Source organism: Amphibacillus sp. Q70 (genome assembly GCF_052055485.1).
In the GTDB taxonomy this organism is placed as follows: domain Bacteria; phylum Bacillota; class Bacilli; order Bacillales; family Amphibacillaceae; genus Amphibacillus.
The window spans coordinates 340173-358082 of record NZ_CP197171.1 but is presented as its reverse complement, the minus strand read 5'-3'; the positions used below and the strand labels follow the sequence as shown (position 1 = coordinate 358082).

General features: G+C 38.0%; 16 protein-coding genes and 1 riboswitch. Of the genes, 12 read left to right on the top strand and 4 right to left on the bottom strand.

Annotated elements, in window-relative coordinates:
• The first annotated feature begins 4 nt into the window (after nt 1-4).
• The 4 genes from ACS127_RS01520 to ACS127_RS01505 are packed head-to-tail and all read left to right on the top strand — an operon-like array spanning nt 5 to nt 3456.
• Nucleotides 5-757: an ABC transporter ATP-binding protein gene (locus tag ACS127_RS01520; protein ID WP_440896720.1), complete on the top strand. Its 753-nt coding sequence runs from the start codon at nt 5-7 to the stop codon at nt 755-757.
• Nucleotides 751-1560: an SDR family NAD(P)-dependent oxidoreductase gene (locus ACS127_RS01515; protein WP_440896718.1), complete on the top strand. Its 810-nt coding sequence runs from the start codon at nt 751-753 to the stop codon at nt 1558-1560. The genes ACS127_RS01520 and ACS127_RS01515 overlap by 7 nt, the downstream gene beginning before the upstream one ends.
• On the top strand, nt 1560-2576 hold the full coding sequence (locus ACS127_RS01510; RefSeq protein WP_440896717.1) for a zinc-dependent alcohol dehydrogenase: 1017 nt from the start codon (nt 1560-1562) through the stop codon (nt 2574-2576). The genes ACS127_RS01515 and ACS127_RS01510 overlap by 1 nt, the downstream gene beginning before the upstream one ends.
• A gap of 25 nt (nt 2577-2601) precedes the next feature.
• Complete coding sequence (locus tag ACS127_RS01505; RefSeq protein ID WP_440896716.1) at nt 2602-3456, top strand: class II fructose-bisphosphate aldolase; 855 nt, start codon at nt 2602-2604, stop codon at nt 3454-3456.
• Nucleotides 3457-4097: 641 nt separating this feature from the next.
• On the opposite strand, the gene ACS127_RS01500 is transcribed toward ACS127_RS01505, so the two are convergent.
• From ACS127_RS01500 to ACS127_RS01485, 4 genes are all read right to left on the bottom strand, one after another.
• Entirely contained in the window at nt 4098-5621 is a 1524-nt protein-coding gene (locus ACS127_RS01500) for an NCS2 family permease (RefSeq protein ID WP_440896715.1), read from the bottom strand.
• A gap of 21 nt (nt 5622-5642) precedes the next feature.
• The gene (locus tag ACS127_RS01495; RefSeq protein WP_440896714.1) at nt 5643-6236 is read right to left on the bottom strand and encodes a xanthine phosphoribosyltransferase; all 594 of its coding nucleotides are present in this window, start codon (nt 6234-6236) and stop codon (nt 5643-5645) included.
• 113 nt (nt 6237-6349) lie between these two features.
• Nucleotides 6350-6451: riboswitch (purine riboswitch) on the bottom strand.
• A 136-nt stretch (nt 6452-6587) separates the two neighbouring features.
• Nucleotides 6588-7439 (bottom strand): hypothetical protein, encoded by an 852-nt coding sequence (locus ACS127_RS01490; protein WP_440896713.1) that lies wholly within the window; start codon nt 7437-7439, stop codon nt 6588-6590.
• Entirely contained in the window at nt 7429-7776 is a 348-nt protein-coding gene (locus ACS127_RS01485) for a PadR family transcriptional regulator (protein ID WP_440896712.1), read from the bottom strand. The genes ACS127_RS01490 and ACS127_RS01485 overlap by 11 nt, the downstream gene beginning before the upstream one ends.
• Nucleotides 7777-8693: 917 nt before the next feature.
• On the opposite strand from ACS127_RS01485, the gene ACS127_RS01480 reads away from it, so the two are divergent.
• The 8 genes from ACS127_RS01480 (at nt 8694) to ACS127_RS01445 (ending at nt 17525) form a co-directional block, all read left to right on the top strand.
• Nucleotides 8694-9473 carry an ABC transporter ATP-binding protein gene (locus ACS127_RS01480; protein WP_440896711.1) on the top strand — a complete coding sequence of 260 codons (780 nt, stop codon included), beginning with the start codon at nt 8694-8696 and terminating at the stop codon, nt 9471-9473.
• Nucleotides 9463-11625, top strand: a complete 2163-nt coding sequence (locus ACS127_RS01475; RefSeq protein ID WP_440896710.1) for an ABC transporter permease — start codon at nt 9463-9465, stop codon at nt 11623-11625. The genes ACS127_RS01480 and ACS127_RS01475 overlap by 11 nt, the downstream gene beginning before the upstream one ends.
• 36 nt (nt 11626-11661) lie before the next feature.
• Nucleotides 11662-12327, top strand: a complete 666-nt coding sequence (locus ACS127_RS01470) for a response regulator transcription factor (protein WP_440896709.1) — start codon at nt 11662-11664, stop codon at nt 12325-12327.
• 6 nt (nt 12328-12333) lie between these two features.
• Nucleotides 12334-13368, top strand: coding sequence for a sensor histidine kinase (locus ACS127_RS01465; protein WP_440896708.1), 1035 nt, complete (start codon nt 12334-12336; stop codon nt 13366-13368).
• 214 nt (nt 13369-13582) lie between these two features.
• Nucleotides 13583-14470 (top strand): nucleoside hydrolase, encoded by an 888-nt coding sequence (locus ACS127_RS01460; protein WP_440896707.1) that lies wholly within the window; start codon nt 13583-13585, stop codon nt 14468-14470.
• Nucleotides 14467-15402: an aminoglycoside phosphotransferase family protein gene (locus ACS127_RS01455; RefSeq protein WP_440896706.1), complete on the top strand. Its 936-nt coding sequence runs from the start codon at nt 14467-14469 to the stop codon at nt 15400-15402. The genes ACS127_RS01460 and ACS127_RS01455 overlap by 4 nt, the downstream gene beginning before the upstream one ends.
• Before the next feature lie 181 nt (nt 15403-15583).
• A complete protein-coding gene (locus tag ACS127_RS01450) occupies nt 15584-16330 on the top strand; it encodes an SDR family oxidoreductase (RefSeq protein ID WP_440896705.1) in 747 nt (248 codons plus the stop codon).
• 346 nt (nt 16331-16676) lie between these two features.
• Nucleotides 16677-17525, top strand: a complete 849-nt coding sequence (locus tag ACS127_RS01445) for an aldo/keto reductase (RefSeq protein WP_440896704.1) — start codon at nt 16677-16679, stop codon at nt 17523-17525.
• Nucleotides 17526-17910: the final 385 nt, after the last annotated feature.

Here is a 17910-nt window from a genome sequence, read left to right as displayed (position 1 = left end):
AGGTATGGAAAAGGAAGAAAAACAAACAAAGGTGAAGGTGGAAAACCTGTCCAAACAATTTGGAGATCTTTTAGTCTTAGATAATATGAACTTCGATATAAAAAAGAATGAATTTGTTTGTGTCGTAGGACCGACAGGATGTGGGAAGACTACTTTTTTAAACTGTCTTACAAAAATTTATGATGCCACCAATGGTGAAATCTATATTGACGGGGAACCAGCAAACCCTAGGAAACATAATATATCCTTTGTTTTTCAGGAACCCTCGGCTTTGCCATGGCTTACTGTTAAGCAAAACTTAGAGTATGGACTTAAAATAAAAAAAGTACCACAGCATATTATAAATGAACGCGTATCTAAGATTATCAAGCTTATGGGTCTTCAATCTGTTGAAAATGCATATCCTAAAGACCTTTCAGTGAGCATGGAGCAGAGAATAATTATTGGGAGATCCTTCGCAATGGAACCTGATTTGCTTCTCATGGATGAACCCTATGGTCAAATGGATATTAAAATGAGATTTTATTTGGAAGATGAAGTCATTAAATTATGGAAAGAGCTAGGAAGTACAGTTGTTTTCATTACTCACAATATTGAAGAGGCTGTCTATCTTGCTGAAAAAGTTTTGATTCTTAGTAATAAGCCAGCCAATATCAAAGAAGAATTAGTTATTGATCTTCCCCATCCTAGAGATATAACGGATCCAAAGTTTATCGAGTATAGAAATTATATTACAGATAAAATAAGGTGGTGGTAAAGATTAAAGGAGAATTAAATGGAAAGGTAGCCATTGTTACAGGTGGAGCAAGAGGAATTGGAAAAGCTATTGTAGAGAAGTACATTCAGGAAGATGCTGAAGTTATCATTGCTGATATCTTAGATCAAGGGCAGAAGCTTGAAGAAGAATTAGGAGAGCAATGTTACTTTTATAGAATTGACCTCACTAAGAAAAAAGATATTTTCGAAATGGTAGATGAAGTTTATAGGAAGTATGGAAAAATAGATATTCTAGTTAACTGTGCAGGTGTTGCAAAACCAATGCCTACATTAAAACTTAGTGAAGAATTACTAGATAGGGTTATTGATATTAATCTTAAAGCTCCCATCTTTTGTTCACAAGCAGTAGGTAAATATATGAGAAAAGATGGTGGTGGGAGTATTGTAAATATTTCATCTGGAAATACTCAAATGATCAATGTTGGAAGGACACCTTATGGAATTACTAAGGGTGCTATTAATATGTTGACAAAGCAACTGGGTGCTGAATGGGCTATGTATAATATAAAAGTTAATGCAATTGCACCAGGTTGGATTCGAACAGAAATGGTAGAGACCCCTTTAAAATCTGGAATTTTGGATGAGAAGAAGATACTTTCTGTATCTCCAATCGGTAGATTTGGAAAGCCCAATGAAATTGGTAACCTTGCTTGTTTCTTGGGTAGTGAGAAGTCTAATTATATTGTTGGTCAGGTTATTTTTGCTGATGGCGGATGGAATCTAGGCATTATGCCTGATGGTCTTGACTATATTCGTGAAAATGATAAGGAGGGTGATTTTTAATGAAAGTTTTAAGTATTCTAGAAAAGGAAACTATGGCTATAACGGATGAGGAAAGGCCTGTTTGCCTTCCAGGACATGCATTGATTAAAATGGCTGCCTGTGGAATTTGTGGATCTGATGTCACAGCTTATAAAGGAGTCAATCCCACAGTGAAATATCCTATTAATGGATTAGGGCATGAAGGGATAGGAGAAATTGTAGAAATTAATACTGAAAAAAATGAATTTCAAGTAGGGGACCGGGTGGCTTTAGAACCTTATGTACCTTGCTATGAATGTGATATGTGTAAGCAAGAGAGATTTAATAATTGTGAAAATCTAAAAGTATGTGGCGTGCATAAGAATGGAATGATGGCAGAGTACTTTCTCCACCCAATAAAACTGTTGTATAAGATACCAGAGGATTTGAGTAATATAGATGCGACGCTAATTGAACCTCTTACCATTGGATTGCATGCTTTAACTAGAGCCCAAGTAAAGGCTGACGAATATTGTTTGATCTTTGGTGCTGGAACGATTGGCTTACTTACTGCTTTAGGAGCTAAAATATATGGGGCAACACCTATTCTTGTCGATATTGTTGACCAGCGACTTGAATTTGCAAAAGAAGTAGGTATAGAGCATACAATCAATTCTTTGGAAAAGGATATTATAGCAAGCATCAAAGAAGCTACTGGAGGGAAGCTACCTCAATCGATGATTGAGTGTACTGGGGCACAAGCTGTCTTAAGAAATATCCATGAATATGTAGCACATGGAGGGCGCGTATCTTTAGTTGGGTGGCCGCATGATGTCGTTCCTTTCAATCAAATAAGAATAATGCAAAAAGAAATTAGTATTTTTGGATCAAGGAATTCTAACAAGAAATTTCCAGAATCAATGGAATATATTCATAAGAAAATGATTCCTACAGATAAAATTATCACGAAAGTCATAGAGTTAGAAGAAGTAGAGAGTCTCATTAAAGAAATGATCAAGAAACCCGAAAACTTCTTAAAAGTTGTTGTAAATATATAAGAAAAGGTACAGGAAGGGGGCTATTATGCTAGTATCCACTCAACAAATGTTAAAAAAAGCACGGAAAGAGAAATATGCTGTCTTGGCCATTAATACACAAGGTGGACATTATGATATCATCAGAGCTGTTGTGAAAGCTGCTGAAGCAAAAAATGCACCAATTATATTGGCACACTATGTTTCAACAGGCGCTTATTCAGGACATAAATGGTTTGTTAAAAATGCGAAATATTTAGCTGAACAAGTAAGTGTACCTGTAGCTATTCATCTTGACCATGGCGAAAACTTTGAAATTTGTATGGAAGCTCTTAAACTAGGATTCACATCTTTGATGTATGATGCCAGTATGAAAACGATAGAAAAAAATATTAATGAAACTAATGAAATCATTAAAGTGGCACATGCCTTTGATGTGCCTGTAGAAGCTGAAATTGGAGCATTGCAAAGAATTGGAGAAGAATCAAGTAAAACTGAAGAAGGCAATATTGTGTCTGCAGAAACTGTGTTAGGTTTTCTAGAAAAATGTCAACCTGATTCACTCGCTATTGGGATTGGGAATGCCCATGGGTACTATGAACAAGCTCCCAACTTAAGGCTTGATTTGCTAGATGAAATATCTGAATATACGGATATTCCATTAGTTCTTCATGGTTGTACAGGAATGAGTGATCAACAGATTAAAGAAGCCATTAGTAAGGGAATGGCAAAGATTAATTTTGGAACAATGATCCGAACAAAATTTGTTGAATATTTAAAAGAAGCTGTTTTGGAAACAAACCATCAAAACCATGCTTGGAAGATTTCTCAATATGCTTCCGATAGATTACAAGAGGATATAGAAAAGCTTATTGAACTTTCAGGCTCAACCAATAAGAGTTAGAAGATATAATAGTGGTAATAAAAAGAACTGGCGGGAGCCAGTTCTTTTTCAATTGTGACTGAAGGATGGACAAAAACTGCCAACTGCTTTTAAAGACATTGAAATCAAAAGGTGAGGATGTCAAATTGTAAGTGAGGAAGAAAAGCTTAATTTTCCCAATTGTTATTTTGATAGGGTGCTTAACTTGCATGAATCCTTTAATTTTCGTCTTTCATCCGTGATACGGGAAGTAAAAAAGTTTGATTTTGATGTTCTGTATAAAAATGAAGGTTACCCAGTTTTAAAATTTTTTGATCTGGAGGTATTAATCTACTATGCCAAAACAATCTCTTAGGAATTCCCTCATTTTTCAGTTGAACAGAACTTTAATGAACTTTTAGAGCTATATGATGAATGGCTGAGAACAGGTTATGTTTATCATAGATAACCGTCCGTAAACTCGGCAACAAACTGGTCTTCGGTGGGGCAAGTAATCACACTAAGGAAAGCTAGGAAGTACTTACATCGCAAGAATAAGTGCCTTACTTATTCTGAGCTCCAGCCCCAATCCGTGGGGAGAAGAGCGAATACTCCCGTTTCGTTGATAATAAAACTCACATTCAGTAGGGATGACATCCTTATTGAATGTGAGTGGTTTCGATCTAGCTGGCAAGTTTTTCGCTTCGCTGTTCTTTTTTGATATTCTCGTAAGAAGATTCTACTTTAAATGCACAATAGCTAAAAAATACAGTAACAAGTAAATAGCCGATGGCAAAATCGGGTGCAGCATTGAACGCAAGTGAAGGTGCATGCATAAAGCCGACAAATGATAAGAAGGCAGCAATTAAGGAAAATAAACTGGCAAGTTTGAAGTTCTTATCAATAATAGCGACAGTCATTGCTCCAAGTAAAATTCCGGTAAACATTGCGCCGTTCCCAAGTGGGACGATCCCTTCTGAAATGCCAGCAACAACCTCTCCCGCATCGTTATTAAATCGTGTCATAATATAATTAGCTAGGTAAGGGAGTATCGCTAGACCAACAGCTGGATAATATTTTTTTTCATTCGATTGGAATGATGATGCCACCATTGATGTCCCAACAAAAACAAGAATCGGTGCAATGGCAGCCAATGGAATGATCGCTGCTAGGGCGGCTATGACGCCAGTAATAGCAGTGATTCCAAAAACAATGGCGTTTAGAATACTATAGCCTCGTCCTGCTCCCATTTCTTTAGAGCCAACAGTCGCAACATAGACGGTTGTTGGGAATGGGCCACCGAAGATAGCACCTAACATGGTCCCAATTCCATCGACAGCTTGGCATTCACCTACATGATATGAATCCCCCGCTGCTTCCATGGCATCGACATTATTCATCGTTTCAATCGCATTGTAAATCGTAATTGGAATTAAGATAGCTAGTAAGCCAATGAGCGGACCGAATAACTGACCCATTCCTTCAAACGCTGCTAGTGAAGGGAGCATCGGATAAAAGTCAACATGGGTCAGTCCTTCTGTGATGGAATCAAATGATTGGTAACCGAGTGCAAAGGCTAATATTGTTCCGATAATAATAGCAAAAAGTGAGGTTGGAATCTTAAAAGGCATCGCCACTTTTCCGATAAAACCAACAATGATAATCGCCAAGGAAACGAGTCCAACCACTGGAATGGCAAATGTATTAAATAACATCTCGCCAGCAACAAAAGTAAGTGCAACACCAGCAAGTGCCCCAAGCAAGGCTGGTCGTGGTAAAAACTTACGAATTTGATGACCCCCAATGCTGACAAGCGCTTCAATCGCACCACTTAGGAAACCAGCAGCAACAGTGATTTTCCAAGCGAGCTCATGATCATCAGTTAGGGCAAGTGCAGGTGCTAATACACCAAATAAAAAGACGAACATAACAGGAGTACTAATCCCATAGGAAAGGGCAGTGACATCTGTGCGCCCCTCTTTTTGGGCCAGTCTTTTTGCCGTGTATGCGTAATATAGATTTCCAGCTATGACGGCAACCGCAGCGCCAGGAATTACTTTCCCAAAGACAATACTAGCTGGAAAACCCATTCCAAGCATTGTTACCGTAATAACAACGAAATTAGCAAGATTGTTCTGAAATAAAGCGAAAAATGCATCAGTATCTTCTTTCTTGTATAAGGGATAATGAACAGCCTTCTTTGACATGTCGTTTCCTCTTTTCCTAAGTTAGTTGTGAATAGACGTAGAATCTTCAATAAATGTGACCTTACCTGCTTCAAGTGACTGAATGCGAGCGAGTGACTCAACACGATAGCCTAACTCTTCAAGTTGTTGCCGCCCTGTTTGAAAGGATTTCTCAATCACGATACCAAAACCAGCAATGGAAGCATTTGCTTGTTTAACAATATCGATTAACCCTAAAGCTGCTTGTCCATTTGCTAAGAAATCATCAATAATAAGGACTTGATCTCCTGCTTCAAGAAAATCCTTTGAAACCGTAATGTCATTTGTCTCCCTTTTTGTAAATGAATGTACCTGACTAACGTAGATATCATGGTTCATGGTTAATGATTTCTTTTTACGGGCAAAAATTAAAGGTGCATTAAGCTCATCAGCAGCTATAAAACTTGGAGCAATGCCTGACGATTCGATCGTTAATACTTTAGTAATCCCGCTGTCTTTAAATCGCTCAGCAAATTCATGCCCCACAGCTGTCATGAGTTGTGTATCAATTTGATGGTTAAGAAAGGTATCAACTTTCAACACTTGATCAGATAACACCTTTCCGCGTTCTCGTATAGCTTGCTTAAGTAATTCCATTCCAATCCCTCCATTAAAATACAAAAAACCGAATGTGAAGACCACCTGTAATCAAACAAGTGAACCTGACATTCGGCAATTCGAAAAATAGTTCCTTCTATAATACTGAAGCAACAGTGTCAATGCTCACTCATAGTCAGGCCATTTACGGTAGCCCGGTAGAAACTTGTGGTCCATATCACCACGATTATACGAGTATAATTGTTATATTTTTTTATTATAGAAGTTAGTATAGAGCAATTTGACCGATTTGTGAAGGGGTATTTATAATAAAGCGAATAAAAACTTAAATTTTATAAAAAATGTTCGTGTTTTACTAAAAAACTAGAAATAACTAGCAGCTAAATATTCTTAAGAACTTGTTGTTTTATTCTTCTCTTTTCGCAACTGTAGAGACATCCAAATCGTGTAACCAATAAAGCCCGTAAAAATAATAGACAATGAAACGACGACAAGTATTGTATCAACTGGAAAATGATTGCCTCGCCAATAGCGAACGAAAATACCTGCACATCCAAAGCCAATTATCATCAAAGAAAAAGGATAAAAGGTTGGTTCCTTTTGTACTAAAATAGCGATTAAACCAAGTAAGCTTACCGAGCCTATGATTATTAAATCCGTTGGATAAGGAATAACAAAACTCATCACATTTGGAGTAAACATAAAAATCAATATCCCCAAGCCAATATAAACAAGAAAAAACAACCAGATACCTAAAAATTCTTTAACCTTATTCGCCTTCGTTTTCTTTTTGAAGGATGACATTTTCATCAACTTAAAGGTTCCACCAACCATCAATGTCGTTAGAAGTGTCAATAATAGATATTTTAAAGAATTGATGGTAACTGGACCATGGCTTGAGAAATCTGTCATAAAAGAAGTCAGCCATGTGATCCCAACAATAATCCCAATCAATTGGAGGCGTTCTTTCCATGAACTTGGTTTCAGTTGCTGCACGATTTCATCAGCCATTGCTTTGGGTTGATGACCAAAGAAATTTAGTGCAGATTCTCCATTTTCTTGAGCCTCCAATAAGTCTTGCGCAATCGAAAAAATTTGCTCATTCATACTCGTTTCATCATAAAGCAAACTTGAAAAAAGAAAATAGCTCCGTAATTCTTCAAAATATTCTTTATTTTCTTCGTTGAATTGCTGTTCAATTTTATTTGTTGCTTCTCTATATTCCTTTGCCTTATTTTTCATCACAATCCCCTTCCGTTTGATAATCACTTAATAATCGATCGACTTTCCCCACTAGCCCCTGCCAATACATAATGAATTCAGAAAGAGACTTTTCACCATCTTGCGTCAGTGTAAAGTATTTTCGATTCGGTCCATCCAATGAAGGTTTTCGAACGCCAATAATCAAGTTTTGTTTTTCTAATTTTTGCAACAAAGGATAAACGGTTCCACCTACAATCGATGTGAAGCCTTTTTCTTTTAGTGTTTGGACCAGTTCATATCCATAGATTTCCTTCTGAGCAATGACCGCTAAGACACAACCCTCCAAAACCCCTTTTAATAATTGCGTTTCTTTCACAAAAGCACCTCCATTTCACTAGTTTGGATTACACAGTAGTGATTGAAAATAATTATATCACTATTATGTAAAACATACTAGTGGTTTTTTAAAAAGATGTACGGATCATTAAAGGGAGATGTGTCCATCTTAAAACGATAGTAAGATCCATTTTTACTAAGCAAGTTCATCTAGCAATGATTACTGTCCTCCACTTGATTGGGTTCATTCGGGGTTGTTAGACAATGAAGCATAAGGTGTTCAGCAGCTTTTTTCTTGTGAGTATTAGAGATGCGTTTGATTCTATCCGACATTTGGACTTAGGTTTTCGTATAAAATGATGGATAGCGACGCTCTATTCATCATTTGGGCTTAAGTTTACGTATGAAATGATGGATAGCAACGCTCTATTCATCATTTGGGTTTAGGTTTTCATTTGAAATGATGGATAGCAACGCTGTATTCATCATTTGGACTTAGATTTACGTATGAAATGATGGATATCAACGCTGTATTCATCATTTGGACTTAGGTTTACGTATGAAATGATGGATAGTGCTCTAATCAGTCTTTCGAGATAGGGATTAACCTTAAATAAAAAAACAGACTGGATTCGCTGTTCACACAAATGGTCGTTGGTGGATGAGTGATCGAGTTATGGATTAGTTAATATAAAAAGAAGCAGTCACAAGATATCTATCATCCATTTTGCAATTGCTTTTCGGTAGAGTTGAAAGGTGTGTAAATGAACTAAGACGACATACGAAGATTAAAGATAAATCATGTCATTCAACTTAGATAAGCTTTTTCCTTACATCAAGTGTAAGTGTTTTTGGCTTCTTATCCTTGTTATTATGTAATTAAGCCAATTATCAACCCAAGAATGAGTTAAGCAGATTTGTTTAATCATTCGATGAGAAAAGGAGCGTGATTATATAATGATCAGGCAAGGGAAATTATTAGAAGTTCAAGACTTACAAAAAAACTATGGAAAGAGCAATAATATAACAAAAGCTTTAAACGGTGTGAGTTTCGATATTCTCCCTGGAGAATTTTTAGGGATAATGGGACCCAGTGGATCGGGTAAAACGACATTATTAAACTGTATTGCCACGATTATAAAGCCAACATCTGGACGGGTTCTCTTAAATAACAAGAACATCAGTGCTTTTGATAGTACAGCCTTAGCAGAGTATCGGGGGAGGCGAATTGGCTATTTGTTTCAAGATTTTGCCCTGTTAGATAATTTAACGGGACGAGAAAATATTCTATTGCCATTGTCTATTCATCGGATGGATGTTGTAAAAGCACGTGCTAAATTAGATGAACTTGCTAACTTTTTAGAAATAACGGATATCCTTAATAAATTTCCTTCTCAGATGTCTGGGGGACAAAAACAGCGGGTAGCAGCTGCACGGAGTTTAATTGCTGAGCCAGAGATTATTCTAGCGGATGAACCGACGGGGGCATTGGATACACGTTCGGCAAAACTCTTAATGAATAAGTTGAAAGGGATGAATGAAGCAAGTGATCGAACGATTCTTATGGTGAGTCATGATCCTAATGCGACAAGCTTTTGTTCAAGAATCCTTTTTATTCAAGATGGTGTCATCTTTCATGAATTGCGCCGCAAATATGATGAGTCTCGTGAGAATTATTATGAAAGAATCCTACAGTTAATGGCTCAGTTTGGGGGAGGGAGCGCAAATGTTCTCTAAGTTGATTTATCGTCATGCCAAACGTAGTCGCAAGGAGAATGCTATCTACTTCGCAACCCTTGTAACAGCGATAGCCTCGTTTTATATCATTCTTTCACTTGGAAAACAAGATGTTATTTTATTCTTAAAGGAATTTGAAAGTGATGCGATTGATAACCTTTTAGCCCAAATGCCCATTATGTATCTATTTGCATTATTTTTGTTGTTTTTCTTGGTCTTGTTTGCTAATCGCTATCAATTAAACCAAAGAAGTAAAGAGTTTGGGCTCTATCTCATGCTTGGGATGCGAAAAAAAGAGCTGATTATCCAACTTTTATTAGAGGGATTAATGACTTCTCTTTTCGCGCTTGTCGGAGGCATTTTGATCGGTGGATTTTTAGCTGAAGTAATCAGCCTGACGGTTTCGAAATTAGTTGGACAGGGAATTATCGGTCATCAAATCAGCTTATCAATTGGTGCAATCATCATTACCATCATTGGCTTTTTATTGATTCAGTTGATCGCCCTTCTTATTCTTGGCGCGCAATTATTTAAGCAGGAGATCCATCAATTACTTTATCAGCAAATGGATAAGAAACAAGAGATGGGTCATTTTAAGGGCAACTTACTCAATCTATGCTTGGGTACGGTTTTACTAGGTATTGCCTATTGGATTGTTTTAGATCATTTTATGACTCTTGGCGGACAACTTCTACTTGTAGCGGTTGTTCTGGGCTGTTTAGGAACGTTTCTTTTTATGAAGGGCTTTGGGAAATTACTTGGTTTCTGGGCTAGTTTGTCTGAGCGTAAGTCTACGAAAGGGCTACATACTTTTACAATCAGGCAATTTCAGGAGAATGTGGCTAATAAGTCGACTTCTGTTGCGATCACATCGATTCTGATCACATTGGCGATCATTTTGCTAGCCAATGGCGCTTCTACTATAATGAGTTTAGAAAATACATTAACTAGGGAAGCTTCGTTATATGATTTTACTGTTAATGAGAATGAAGCGGTTGAGCCCTTTCTTACTTCGGAAAAGATGATACCGTATGTAGCAGACTTAAATCGCTTGGAAATTGGCAGTATGAAACGAGTAAACGACAAGCTGGAAGAGGATATGTCGTTGTCCTTAGTTGATTGGTCTGAATTAAGGGAACAAATTATTTTGGCTTTACCTGACGACTTTAAAGAACAAGTTTTATCTGGGGAACTGCAAAATTACACAATTGGTTCAGAAAACCCTGAAGCCATCAATCTATTTGGTATCTTAGAGACGGATCTAACAACACCCTATCTCATTCCCGAATCATCTTACAATGGACTTTTAGAAACGATCGGAAAAACACCCTTGAACTTAGCTTCAGATGAAATGGCTTTATACTTTAATCCAGATATCATGCCGATGGATAATCTAGAAAGCCTGCCTGTACTAGATCGTATTCTTGAAAAAGCCGCAAAAGAAGGGCAAAGTTTGCTGAGTATTAATGATCAAGCCATGTATATACGGCCATCAATTCCAATGAGAGGATTAGTCGCAGATCGTTCCGTAGAAATTCATTCAGCATTTATCGTCCCTGATGATAGGTTTGAACAGTTATTAAATCCGGAAACCTACCTGTCCTTTTGGAATTTTCGTATACCAGAAAAGATGCAAGAGGAACAAGGGTTAGTGAATCCAATGATGGAGGCTAGAGATTTATTAACAGCTTCAGGTTTCCAGTTTGAAAGTTATTTACAAAACTTTGGACGGCAACTTTTCTATGTTGTGGCTGGAAGTTATACGTTACTCTACATGGGATTTTTATTCTTGATCATTGCTTGCACGGTATTAGCTTTACAATTTTTGACCCAGATGAAACAGACTGGCGAGCGCTATGTAACGCTTTCCATGTTAGGGGCAAAACGTAAGCAAATGAAAAAATCGATGCATAAGCAGGTATTCTTGACCTTCCTGTTACCCTTGTCTCTCGCAAGTGTCAGCGGAGCCATTGGAATATGGGCGATGATTTCAAATGTTATAATCTACATTGACATAGAAGAGCAATTTTATCCGACTGCCTTTATTTTTGCAGGAATCGTAATAGTGACATTAATCATTTACGGGATAGCTGTTGCCCGATCAGCGGATCAACAGATTGATCAATGGCGTTGGAAACCGAATCTAGATTAAAGAAGTGCAAAATGTGATATGGAAAGGGGTGCTCAAGTGGCGAAGATTATCATTGTTGAAGATGAACCATTGATGAGAGAAGAGTTAATCGATATTTTGCAAAAGGCGGGGTTTGAAGTAGCCGCCATTACAGATTTTAATCATATCATGACTCACATCGTTACTTTGGCGCCAGATCTAGTTTTGTTAGACATCAATTTACCAGAACAGTCAGGCTTTGAAATTTGCAAACAGTTAAAAGCAAGGGGAATCGGTCCGATATTGATTCTAACCTCTAGAGATAAGTTGCAGGATGAATTACATGGCCTCGATTTAGGTGCAGATGATTATCTCACAAAACCATGTCATCGAAACAGGTTATTAGCACGGATTCGAAACTTGCTCAGAAGGTTTGAAGGTCATCCCGATTTAATCAATGGTGGCGATTTTTCACTCGATCCGAATACCTTTACTTTATATAAGGGATCCAAATCGTTATTATTATCAGCTAATGAAGGTAAAATTTTATTGGCATTAGTAGAGAGTAGGGCTGAGATTGTATCTAAATCTACACTGAGTGAACGCTTATGGGGAACGGACCAATATATAGATGAAAATGCACTTCAAGTCAATCTGACCCGTTTGCGAAAAACACTACGACAAGTGGGCTTGGAGCATCAAATTGAGACGATAAGAGGTCAAGGGTATCGATTGAGGAGGTAACAAACGATGAAGTGGATAAAGCAAATCTATGCTTGTTTTCATGCTTATAAACAATGGTTTTTAATCTTGATTGTGACACATCTATTCTTTAGTTTTTTAGCTTGGTTGTCATACCCAGAAACCTTTAAGCTATTAGTAGGGCTAATGCTTGTTTTTACTATAGCTATGATCTCATTGTTTGTTTTCCTGATCATTAACAAACAAAAAGAAATCGAAGCTGCCTTTGAGGACTTTTTGTTGGAACCGACTGAGACAAACGAAGAAAGGTTATGCCAAATATCTCCCAAGATACATGGATCATATATCCGCAGACTGGGAAGTGTTATCAGATCACATCAATCGAAACTGAATGATCAAGTCATTGAGCTCGCCGATTATGAAAACTATATCGAAGGATGGGTTCACGAAATTAAAAAACCTTTGTCATTGATGACGTTGATTTTAGATAACCGCAGTGATGAAATGTCACTGCTTGTCAGACAACGTATGCTTCATGTTAGAGATCAAATGCTGGGAGATGTCGAACGCATTTTATTTTTTGCGAGGCTTGGGGCTGCTCATAAAGATTATCTATTTGAGCAGCTAAATATACTAGCTTTTTGTAAAGAGATAGTGGAGAACCTTCAAACATTGATAGATGAATCTGCTTTTCAAATCCAATTCATAGGTGAAGAAATGAAGGTTTTGTCCGATCGCAAAGGCTTAGCTTTTATATTAGAACAAATCATTGCTAATAGCACAAAATACGTTTCGCACAATCAGGACCAACCAATACTAACTTTTGAAATCGTTGATGATGAAGTGAATGATCAAATGATTTTACATATTCGTGATAATGGTTCCGGTGTATCTGCAGAAGATTTACCCTTTATATTTGACAAGGGCTTTACTGGGGGAAGAAGTGAATATACAAAGCAGGCAACAGGGGTGGGGCTCTTTTTAGTTAGCAAGATGGCTGCTGATTTAGCTATTCAATTAGGGGCAACCTCAGTGTTTGGCTTAGGGCTGACTATATCACTGATGTTTCCACGGGTAAAATGATCAGCGACTATTATGGAAGGCTTCAATGAGCTGACCATCCCCGACAATTTCTATTCGGAAGAAGCGGTGAAGAAGGGCTGGGGTTAATTCTGCTCACTTTTAATAAGCTTCGTTCATTGATACAATGATAGGAACATGTTCAGGAGGTGCAGCATGGGAATTTGCAAAGATCGCTTGGCTAAATAATAGTTAATGATGACAGGAGGTAAATGAGATGGAAAAGATATTACTTGATACGGATATTGGTGGTGACATTGATGATGCCATCTGTTTAGCGTACTTATTAATGGAACCTCAATGTCACTTGCTGGGGATCACTACGGTATGTGGGGAATCAGAAAAAAGGGCAGCAGTTGCCCATGCGATTTGCCAAACGGTTGGGCAGGAGATTCCAATTGTTGCTGGTCTAGACACAACACTACAACCTGTACCAGTATACCCAACTCCAGACGGCGCTTCCGCATTACAGCATTGGCGACATGACACCTATGAAAAATCTGACGCACCGGCCTTCATGTACCAAATGATTAAAGACCATCCTCACCAAATCGTATTAATCGGTATTGGCAATATGACAAATATTGCGACACTATTTCGTGACTATCCGGATGCCATAGACCTATTAAAAGGTCTTTATGTAATGAATGGATATTTTGCAAATGAACCCTTGCCTGAGCCTTGGTATAACTGGAATGCTTGGGCAGATCCATTGGCAGCAAAAATTGTCTTTGCTTCAAAAGTAAAGGTTCACAAGGTCATACCACTTGAGGTAACGGAAATGCTAACGATTGAAGCGGAACGAGCCAATGAATGGCTTCAGACTAAATCACCCTTAATCCAGGCTGTCCTTGACTTTGGCAATGCTTGGTTAGAGAGCGCCAAACAATTAACATTGCATGATCCTTTAGCAGCCGTGTCCCTTTTTCATCCGGAAATATGCCAATTTGAAAGAGGCTTTGTAACCGTTGAAACAAAGAAGGAACAATCGATGGGTGCCACGACTTTTACACCAAGTAGAGAAGGATGTGTAGACATCGCAAGAACGGTAGATAAAGAAGCTTTCTATCGCATATTGTTCGCTACAATAAATAAAGCGGTATGAGACAGAAAAGAGAAATCCCGCCACTTGTGATTAGCAGAGCTACTGCCGCTGGTCAAGCAGGGATAGAATGGCTGGCAAAACTGGATGATCTTATTTTGGGAATGGAGAATAAATGGGCGATTACAGTTGGGCAATCCTTATTTGGTGGTTCGACTGCTTTTGTGGCAAACGCCACCGACAAGCAAGGAAACAAGTATGTGATCAAACTGGAGATGCCTGACAGCGTCGGTCAAGTAGATTTTTCTAATGCAATAAAGGCTTTAGAGTTGGTAAATGGTAATGGTTATGTAAAATTATTCGCCTATGATCGTGAGAAGAAGGCTTCTTTGTTAGAACGTCTTGGCAAGCCTTTAAAAGAAACGGGTCACTCTATTTCCAAGCAAATCGAGATTATTTGTTCGACCTTAGAAAAAACCTGGTCTGTTCCTCCTTATCATACCAGCTTGCCCAATGGCAAAGAGGTTTTTTCATGGTTTACCGACTTTATCGAACCGACTTGGGAAACGACAGGTCGACCATGTTCCAGTCGAACGATTGAACAAGTCTATTTTTTTCTCCAAGCCAGGCAAGCAAATGAGGAGCCAGAAAGCCATGTGCTTATTCACGGTGATGCCCATAACGGCAACGTTTTACAAGATTTATCTGAAGGAAATCAGTATAAATTGATTGATCCAGACGGTACTATTTATGAAAAAGCTTATGATTTAGGGGTACTGATGCGTGAGTGGACGGAAGAATATCAGTACCAGCCCGTGATAGTGGGTAGGGAACGGTGTGAACAATTGAGTTTCCTAACAGGTGTAGACAAACAGGCAATTTGGGAATGGGGATTTATACAATGTGTCTCCACTGGTTTGCTATTGACGTCCATCGATTCCAAGTCAGCCAAGGAGTTGTTGACCGTTGCAGAGGCTTGGGCTGATAGAAAATAACCGCTTATTTTTTTCTGTTTATAGATCTCACAGAATAGACAAATTCCTTTTGAAAGAAACCTTTGGGCATATTTTGCTTAATTCCTGAATTGATAAACGAATAAAAACCTAAATCCTTGCCCTCAAGTTAACTTAAGGGTGTATATAGTGTAGCTATCAAAAATAAAGGAGAGATCACCGTATGACAGTTAAAGACAAAGTCGTTATTATTACAGGAGCTTCTTCAGGCATTGGTGAAGCTACCGCAAAATTATTAGCTTCAAAAGGTGCAAAAGTGGTCTTAGGCGCACGTCGTGAGGACAAGTTAAAAGAGCTAGTTGAAGCCATCAAAAATGAAGACGGAGAAGCTATTTATAAGGTCACGGATGTTGTCAATCCAAAAGACAATCAAGAACTTGTCAGTGCAGCAAAAGAACATTTTGGCGGAGTAGATGTTATCTTTTTAAATGCGGGACTGATGCCTAATTCACCTTTATCTGAATTAAAAGTAGATGAATGGAACAGTATGGTTGATGTTAATATTAAAGGTGTTTTAAACGGAATTGCTGCGGTGTTACCAACGTTTATTGAACAAAAGTCTGGACATGTGATTACAACTTCTTCTGTAGCGGGCTTAAAAGCTTATCCTGGTGGAGCCGTTTATGGTGCAACGAAATGGGCGGTACGTGACTTAATGGAAGTTCTTCGAATGGAATCGGCACAGGAAGGAACCAATATTCGTACAGCAACTATATATCCAGCAGCTATTAATACAGAATTATTGGAGACCATTACCGATAAGGATACTTTAGAAAGGGCAACAGAACTTTATAAGAAATACGGTATTACTCCAGATCGTGTAGCCAACATTGTAGAATTCGCTATCAACCAACCTGAAGATGTCAATGTGAATGAATTTACCGTGGGACCAACAGATCAACCGTGGTGAGGTAAAATTTTTATCTACAGTAAAGCAGTTCGCGAAAATATGGGGGACTTGCATAGATGTTAATGGGTTGACAGGAGTGAGTGAATTCATGGAGCTGTTGCAAAATGGCAGCTCCTTTAATGTTATGTCTATGTTCAGAACAAAATGGTTTATGCTCGGAAGTGGTATGTCTATGCTCGTAACTAGTGGTTCTATGTTCGGAACTAGCAAAAGGATGTCCATAGCTAGCCGTTTCAGATGATAAATTCCTATTCGAATGTATTCAAGCGCTCTCATTAGAATGACAATCATTATGATTGGAATGACTTTTAAAAAATAAAACCATTTGAGAAGGGAAGTGGATATAATGAAAACAGTAAAAATGGCTGGAAGGGAAGTTCCACCGATCGGTCTAGGGACTTGGAATATGGGAGATGAGCCAAGAAAATTTGATCAAGAAGTAGAAGCGATTAGAGCTGGTCTTGAACATGGTGCTCAAGTGATTGATACGGCAGAGATGTATGGTAATGGAAATTCGGAAAGTTTAGTAGGACATGCTATTAAACCTTATAAAAGAGATGATTTATTCCTTGTGTCAAAAGTACTTCCTAATCATGCTTCAAAAAAACAACTACCCATCAGTTTAGATCAGTCTTTAAAACGATTGCAAACCGATTATTTAGATCTATATTTACTTCATTGGAAAAGTAGTATTTCAATAGAAGAAACGATAGAAGCATTGCAACAAGCTAAAATACAAGGGAAAATCAAAGCTTGGGGTGTGTCTAATTTTGATGTCAATGATATGACGGCATTATTGAAACTACCCAATGGTCATCACTGTGCGACGAATCAAGTCTGTTATAACTTAGCAGATCGAGGCATCGATTTTGATTTAGTTCCGCTGATGGAAGAAAACAATATACCATTAATGGCCTACACCCCTGTCGCAAGGGGCGATCGTTTAGGTAATGATTTAACAAAGCAAAAAGTTTTAATCGATATGGCGAACAAATATAATGCAGATGTGTTTCAGGTTCTATTAGCATGGTGTATTCGTAATGAACAAACCATTGCTATTCCACAATCTAGCAACGTGGATCATGTTATAAATAATGTGAAATCTACAAGGATTGAGTTAGCAGAAGAAGATTTGGCCAAGATAGATACGATTTATCCAAAACCAAAGACTAGCCAACCACTGACTGTGTGGTAAGGAAGACTGCATGATGAATGGAATGGCTCTTATTTGGAGTTTTAAGTACGTGTTCAAAAGCGAATTTTTTCGGAAAATTATTGAATAGATCTATAAAACCACCTAATCAAAAACGCTGACTAGGTGGTTTTATAAATAATTTTTATTCATTTTTCGGTAAGATTTTCGCCATTATACTTTCGAGTAGGAAGTTTCCACTAATATCTAGATAAAATTCGATCAATAAAGGTTTATCACAGATAACCGTCCGTAAAACTCGTGCCAATACGACGTTGGTCACATAAGCGTTTTCATAGGATCTGAAGACGTTAGCTTGTGTTCCTTATAATCGTGGGAGAAGGCGAACATAGACTAGAATCGTCACATCCCGGGACTGCGATTACTC